This is a genomic window from Candidatus Photodesmus blepharonis, assembly GCF_000731795.2.
Classification (GTDB): domain Bacteria; phylum Pseudomonadota; class Gammaproteobacteria; order Enterobacterales; family Vibrionaceae; genus Vibrio; species Vibrio blepharonis.
Genome location: NZ_JGVK01000017.1, coordinates 1 through 7,232, shown reverse-complemented (window position 1 = coordinate 7,232; position 7,232 = coordinate 1). Strand labels below are relative to the sequence as shown.

Genomic DNA, 7,232 nt, shown 5'->3' with positions numbered 1-7,232 from the left:
TTTTTTTCTATTATTTCAGAGAAATTTGGATATGAAACAGTGTTAAAGAGATCTATTCCTATGATCGGAATCATGGCAATAACTTTATATGCTGGTGGAAAAAATCAATCATATAACCTCATTATGATTGGTTTATTTTTGTACGTATTAGCGAATTCTGCGATTTCCGCAACTATACATACATGTATGTATAGTTGCCTATTGAATCACGTTGTACTGGATGTAGTGTTACATACAGCGTCGCTACAACGATTTTTGGAGAAACAGATCCGATTATTTCATCTAACTTCATATCGAATGGCTATGTTACGGTACCAGCTTATTATGTTGTTTTTTTATTATAACAGCATACTTATCTATTCAATACAAAATGAATAGATATAAAATCTAAAACCTAATCCAAGCTTTATTTTTGAATTGAAGAAAGCGTTGTTCTCTGATTTAGATGTTAGCATATCTTGCTGTCTATTTAATTCGATTTCTTCCTCTCTGAGCTCATTTTTATTTCGTTAATAAATTGTTTATAAACTGCATGCACGGAAGTTGAGGCAATATCAAATTGTTTTGATGAACAGTATCCCTCCGATTTTTTTAAATCCAAGACACTTCTGTTTAAAGAAGCCGCAGCAACGAATGCTTCTGAATGCATGATATAAGCTGTAAATAATTTATCTCTACTGCTACGCGTAAGCTTATCAAGCGTTTTTCTTTCATGAGAACTACGACTATTAACATTAACTGGAAGTATTTTTATCCATTTTAAATTTCGTCCTTCAGAGGGAAGTTGGTTTAATCTTTCAGATACAGTTAACATATAGTTTGTAGTAGAAATAAAATCAAATTCATGGAGGGTAATAGGAATTACAATGCAATCAGCAGCCTCGCTTGCTGACCAGAGAATAGGAGAATCCTGAGAAGGAGTGTCAATAAAAATAAAATCATATTTTTGCTTTAAAACTGGAATAACTTTCTCTCGGAATCTAGATATCAAATCAGTTTTTTGTTTTTTATTAAGCTCATAAAATACACAGGTAAACCTATCATCATTTGGAAAAGAGGGAATTACATCAAGGTTTGGTAGGTGTGTGCTAAACGTAGCAGCAAAAATAATTTCACGTTCATGATGTCCAGCATCTAAATATTTTGAATAATCGCTATCATTTTCTACGACAGACAGCAGACTATCCACCATCGTCAAATAAATATCATTACCTTCAGAAGAACGAATTAGATTTCTTCCAACAGTTCCTTGAGGATCTAAATCAATTACACAACACTTTGCATTTAGTTTTAAATCCAGCGCAGTTGCTACAGCTAAGGTAATTATAGTCGTACTTTTTCCACTTCCACCTTTGTGATTTTCGCATGTAATAACATTAGGTTCAAAACTGTCAGAATACTTTGGGAAATTCCAATAATCCATTAAATTTTGTATATCAAAACGATTGTAAAGATGTGAACGATTTTGTAATATGGGCTTATTAATAATACCCTTTACTTCTGCTTGGTTTAAGCGTTCGTTGAACGTTAATTTTGATGAACCGAAAAGCTCATAAAGTGATTTCTTGTTTAAGCAATGGTTGTAAATTAGACGATCAACATAATCAACATCTTCATCACTAACATGTACTACAGAATTAAGCTTTATATCTTCTTCTAAAGAGGATCGCTCCTCTTTCATGCGCTTACCAATTTTTTCAATTTCATCAATGAGCCCCATTGTTTACTCCAAAATATTTCGTAGAATTTTGACGTAATCTAGCTTAGAAAATAAACCTATTGAAGCTTTTTAGCAGCGAGAATTGAAATTGACTTCATCCTTAGAAAGATTTTGTTAATTTATTTCAGTTTTTTTTCGTTTTGATTTTCAAATCATCAAGTTGACCTCCATTATCAATGTACTTTTTTATTTCTTTTGGAATACGACCAGAACCAACATAGAATATTTCTTTTCCATTCACATTCAATTTGTGAGTTGGTTGTTTGCGATTTGTTGCTTTCGCAAGGATAATATCCTGTAAATTTAATCCACTAAATTCTAAAATTCTGTTTACCTCTGATAGCGCTTCTTTCAATTGTTTTTCTTTTTCCCTTTCTTTCTTTTCTTTTTGCTGCTCTAATCTAATTTTCTCTTTCAATATGATACTCATTTTATCAATATTTTTTTTTAACTCTTCGGAATTTAAGCCTTTTAATGAAGCTCTCAGTGTTTTGATATGATTGAATGAATCTGTAAATTTTTTCATTAAAGTGTCTTTTAAAATACTTAATGTATTAATAATAGTCTTGATTCCAAAAAGTTTATTTTCTTTTAATCAAGACTTTCCATATTGCTATAGAATTTTTATTTTCCACTTTAAAATATTATGTTTATTGTAGCTGTAATCTCAGAATACACTTTTATTGAATTTCCGTTGATTCAAATATTTGCACTATCAACCATACATAGAAATGAATTCAATTCTCGTCGTAGCTTTGTCTCGACAAATAGCTCGAATAAGATGGAAAAGTATTTATGTGTTTTTTACCAAACAAGCACAAGTTTCATTCCGTAACATATCAAATATTGTATACTGGGATACCACTTTCATCAGAGTAATTTGACGTTATCAAAAAAAGGAATAAAAAAGTGAACAATATATTAGAGGGATATTTATCTTTTTCGATTGCGATCAGTGTTTGTTTATTTATCCTGGTATTACTAATATTAAAAGGAGGTGTTAAATTTGTTCCACAGAATCGCGCCTGGTTAATAGAACGTTTTGGCAAGTACCAATCTACAAAGGAAGCAGGATTGAATTTTATTATCCCTTTCATTGATTCTGTTGCTGCTGATCGCAGCCTAAAAGAACAAGCTCAAGATGTACCAAGTCAATCTGTTATCACTAAGGATAACATTTCGTTAGCCGTTGATGGAGTGCTCTATTTTAGGGTTTTAGATCCTTACAAGGCAACTTATGGTATCGATGATTATAATTTTGCAGTAACTCAATTAGCAAAAACAACTATGCGTTCTGAATTAGGTAAACTGGAGTTAGATCGTACATTTGAAGAACGCAATCAATTAAATTCTAACATAGTTACTTCAATAAATCAGGCAGCTGAACCATGGGGTATACAAGTATTGCGTTATGAAATTAAAGATATAGTACCACCTAACTCCATTATGGAATCTATGGAAGCTCAAATGAAAGCAGAACGAGTTAAACGTGCTAAGATTTTGGAATCTGAAGGGGACAGACAAGCTGCTATTAACGTTGCAGAAGGTAAAAAACAAGCACGAGTTCTTGCTGCAGAAGCAGATAAATCAGAGCAAGTTTTAAGTGCAGAAGGTGAAGCTAAAGCTATATTATCAGTTGCCCAAGCACAAGCTAAGGCACTACAGTTAGTCGGTGAAGCTGCTGATACCACACCGGGGCAAAAAGCCATACAGCTTGATCTTGCTACAAAAGCAATTGGGGCAAAAAAGGCCATTGCTAAAGAATCCTCTGTTATACTTTTGCCTGACTCTAACACCGATACTGCTAATATTGTGGCATCTGCTATGACTATTATTAATACTTTAAATAAGAAGGATTAAACGTGGTAGAAAATCCTGATCAAATTTTTATTATTGTTGGAATTATCTTAATAATAATTGAAGTTGCATTGCTAGGGGAGTCAGCTTTCATTTTTTTATTTACCGGAATTTCCATGATTTTTTCTGGTGTTTTGATGGGATTCAACTTTATAGAAACTAATTGGTTATGGGCGTTCTCCTTAACTACTGCATTTACAGTACTTCTATTATTAATATTCTGGAAACCGCTTAAAAAAATACAAAATAAGGTAGAAAAAAGCGAGGATAAAACTGATTTTTACAATAAAGAATTTATATTAGAAGAGTATGTCGATATGCAAAGCGAGAGTAAATATCATTATTCTGGTATTCAGTGGAATCTTAAATCTTTTCACCCTATTGAAAAAGGAACCTTAGTTAAAATAGATAAAATCGAAGTTGGTATAATATGGATAAAAGAAAAGTAGATAAAACTCATCATATTGATTACCTATATGATATGACCATAGATTGAATCAATCTCACTTGCCTTTACTTTGTAAGCTCATAATTAACCACTCTGCTTACAATATTCAACGAACGGATTCTCATTTGTTAACGGAATTTCTTTATGAAATGTGCTAAGTTTTATTGATTTTTGTGTCATAGTCACATTACTGTTGTCCATAACATCCTCAGAAAAATTGTAATAGATCGTTTCATCCCCATTGTAAGCTTCACGATCATTGTTTCTCGAGTGTTGGCTAACCTTAATATTTTTTATGTGATACTTTTCAATCAGTTCAATTCCATATTTGTTCTTTAACATACTCATTGTTTGATGAGGAGACAGCACTAAACCTGAAGCATTATTACCTCCGAATCCTTTAGCATTTATAATTACACCCTTATATTTTTTACCTTTTTTTCCTGCATAAATATGATCTATAAGGATATTCAAATTAGAGTTATGGACATCTTCAGCTATTTTATCGATAGTTTTTATGCCAGGTATCCAACCATACTTCCAAACTCCTAGTGATGCGATTAATTGATCACCAGATGCAGTCCCTATAGAATGGCCTACATAAGATTTAATGGCGGTTACTGGCCATTTATTAATATTAAATGTTTTTGCAACTTCATTCAAAATATGACTTTCTGTTATCCTATTTTGCGGTGTTCCAGTTCCATGAGCATGAACGTAAGTTTGCTTCAACCCATCGTTTCCTAAAATTGCTTGTGCCAATGAAACAGCCTTAGCAACAGTGATATAATTTCCAACACCTGGAGATGATATAGACTTTTTGTTAGCATCAGCATTAATAAAAACATCGGCTATTGATCCGTAGACCATTGCACCAAGCTCTAATGCCAACGTGTCCTCCATTAACACAACAAATTGAGCGGACTCTGCCATTGTAAATCCTACATTATTCGAAAATGGACGACAAGATCGACGATTATCAACCTGATCTGAATTATCTAGAATCTTCAATTTCTCGTCTTCTGCTAAGGCACCCATTACCCTAAAACCTTCCATAATTTCTGCAACAACAGGTGCCTCTGCATTACCGACAATCACTACACGTGAATGCCCTTGTTTTATATCATTGACTCCTAAACCTAAATTGTATAGAAAAGTTGCACACGCGCCTAAATTTGCACCTGTTTTGCCAATGCTATTAATAACATAACTATTGATAAAATCTGCCGGCATTTCAGCTAATGAAAATGCCATCATCTTAGAACTAACTCTGCTACCTCTCAAAGATGAAGATAATATTCCTGATAAAGAAAACTCATCTATCTGACCTAGAGCACTACCTGCATAAACTGCAATTTTATCTGGTTCTACATGCTGTAGCACAGTATCCCAATCTATACCCATGGAATTTAAAGCATCGGATGCTCCATAAATAGCTAATTTTAGACCACGTGGGTGAAAGCGTGAATTGTAAAGTTTTCCAGGTTCAAATCCTGATGGAATATTACCTCCGCTTGTCACTGGAAAATTAATTCTACCTTCTATAAGCGCATTAATATCGCCAGTAACAGTTATCTTTAACTTGTTGTTTTCCTCTCTAACATTCCAATTTTTTGGAATTTGATTCGGCAATTTTGACTTGCATATGGTAAAAGAAAGTAGTTCGTTTTCAGAACTGATAGTCGTCTTGTATTGATTGAGTTTCTTCTCTGGATCAAAAGAATCAATACGTCTTATCAAAGTCCCAGCCTTAATGTCAGCAATGATTTTATCATTAAGCCTAGTATTCTCGATCAGCCCCATTCTCCTAGCTAAATCTTGCCACGTAGATTCCATTTCGGTATCTGTTAATACATCTTCTACCATTCGTTTATAACTATGAAAACCTGAACTGCGTCCAGCAGAGTTAATGCCACCAAATCCTACAATTAAAGGTAATTTCATTATTTTGACCTACATTATGACATCTTACGAAAGTAGATTATCAATATTGTTGTTTTTATTCACCTTACATTCGTGTCATTATATCTGACATATTTCCCACATTCATTTCTTTTAAGATAAGTTGTCATGAATATAGGTTTTTTGATCTACGATAGAGCATTAGTTACAGGGGTTTCACTATCTGCAGAAATGTTTAGCAGCGCTTCTTGCTTACGATCACGGTGTGAACAAAGAAAGAATCCACTTCACATTCAGTTAATTGCACATTCTTTAACTCCAATCAGAGCAACAGCAGGTTTGCATCTTTATCCAGATACAACTTATAACCAAAATTGTGATTTTGATGTATTAATTTTTCCACCGATGTGGGGTAATCCACTAAAACCAATTCGTAATAACCCTCAACTTAAAATTTGGTTACAAAACCAACATAAGAAAGGTACACAATTAATTGCAACTGGAACCGGTGTTGTTTGGTTAGCTGAAACTGGACTACTCGATAACCAAGTTGCCACAACACATTGGTATTATTATGATCAATTCGAAAAACGTTATCCTAAAGTAAAGTTAAATCAAGAGGCAACAATAACTTCTACAGATGGAATCTACTGTACTTCTAGTATTAACTCACAATCAGAGATTGTATTGTACTTAATAAAAAAGTGGTTTGGAAAAGCCATAGCACAGACAATTGAAAAACATTATACGCATGAAATATCTTATAAAATAGAAGAACCATTCTATCAAATTGGAGGTCATTTGCAATTTGATGAATCTATCGCGTTGGCACAAGATTTGATGAAACGAAACTTATCTAAACCAATAACATCGCAATTTATTGCAAATCATTGTCACCTTCCTTTAAAAACTTTTAACAGAAAGTTTTTAAAGCAAATGGGAGAGAGTCCTCATAAATATTTGCAAAGAATTAGAATGGAAAGCGCGAAAATACTGCTTCGTGATATTGGTTTATCTGTACAGGAAGTTTCGAGACAAGTTGGTTATAGAGACGCCCATTATTTTTCAAGTTTGTTTCTAAAATATTTTCAGTTAACTCCAACTGAATACCGTTGTATAGCGAAAACGAAAATTTATAATTCATAGTCGTTAGTGTTTTTAGAAAGATGGATAAAAATTGGAGATTTAATCTTTTTCTGATGTGTATTTTACAATTAACCTTTAACTACAGAAGTTCTTTCTACTTGTGGGTTGTGTAACGTTTATTTACGAACTCTAAGAATACGTGTTTAGTGGTTCTTTTTT

General features: G+C 33.0%; 7 protein-coding genes. 4 read left to right on the top strand and 3 right to left on the bottom strand.

Features of this window, described 5'->3' with window-relative positions; all coding sequences use genetic code 11:
- On the top strand, positions 1-378 hold a 378-nt coding region (locus tag CF67_RS05145), incomplete at its 5' end, for a hypothetical protein (protein WP_207232751.1).
- Between the two features lie 91 nt (positions 379-469).
- Here the strand turns inward: CF67_RS05145 and CF67_RS02525 are convergent.
- Entirely contained in the window at positions 470-1,720 is a 1,251-nt protein-coding gene (locus CF67_RS02525; RefSeq protein ID WP_034414008.1) for a ParA family protein, read from the bottom strand.
- A gap of 124 nt (positions 1,721-1,844) precedes the next feature.
- The gene (locus CF67_RS02520) at positions 1,845-2,246 is read right to left on the bottom strand and encodes an H-NS family histone-like protein (protein WP_034414005.1); all 402 of its coding nucleotides are present in this window, start codon (positions 2,244-2,246) and stop codon (positions 1,845-1,847) included.
- A gap of 419 nt (positions 2,247-2,665) precedes the next feature.
- Here CF67_RS02520 and CF67_RS02515 point away from each other — a divergent pair, with 419 nt between their 5' ends.
- Together CF67_RS02515 and CF67_RS02510 are read left to right on the top strand one after the other, a co-directional pair.
- A complete protein-coding gene (locus CF67_RS02515) occupies positions 2,666-3,580 on the top strand; it encodes an SPFH domain-containing protein (RefSeq protein ID WP_034414015.1) in 915 nt (304 codons plus the stop codon).
- A 2-nt stretch (positions 3,581-3,582) separates the two neighbouring features.
- On the top strand, positions 3,583-4,026 hold the full coding sequence (locus CF67_RS02510; RefSeq protein ID WP_034414002.1) for an NfeD family protein: 444 nt from the start codon (positions 3,583-3,585) through the stop codon (positions 4,024-4,026).
- Between the two features lie 83 nt (positions 4,027-4,109).
- Here the strand turns inward: CF67_RS02510 and CF67_RS02505 are convergent, their stop codons facing one another.
- Positions 4,110-5,969, bottom strand: a complete 1,860-nt coding sequence (locus tag CF67_RS02505; RefSeq protein WP_320412131.1) for a beta-ketoacyl synthase — start codon at positions 5,967-5,969, stop codon at positions 4,110-4,112.
- A 126-nt stretch (positions 5,970-6,095) separates the two neighbouring features.
- Between CF67_RS02505 and CF67_RS02500 the strand changes: the two genes are divergently transcribed.
- Entirely contained in the window at positions 6,096-7,073 is a 978-nt protein-coding gene (locus tag CF67_RS02500; RefSeq protein WP_034413998.1) for a GlxA family transcriptional regulator, read from the top strand.
- Positions 7,074-7,232: the final 159 nt, after the last annotated feature.

Bases quoted from the DNA above. Each gene is read 5' to 3' on its own strand.
- CF67_RS02500 (WP_034413998.1), top strand. From the start codon at position 6,096: ATGAATATAGGTTTTTTGATCTACGATAGAGCATTAGTTACAGGGGTT.
- CF67_RS02505 (WP_320412131.1), bottom strand. From the start codon at position 5,969: ATGAAATTACCTTTAATTGTAGGATTTGGTGGCATTAACTCTGCTGGA.
- CF67_RS02525 (WP_034414008.1), bottom strand. From the start codon at position 1,720: ATGGGGCTCATTGATGAAATTGAAAAAATTGGTAAGCGCATGAAAGAG.
- CF67_RS02520 (WP_034414005.1), bottom strand. From the start codon at position 2,246: ATGAAAAAATTTACAGATTCATTCAATCATATCAAAACACTGAGAGCT.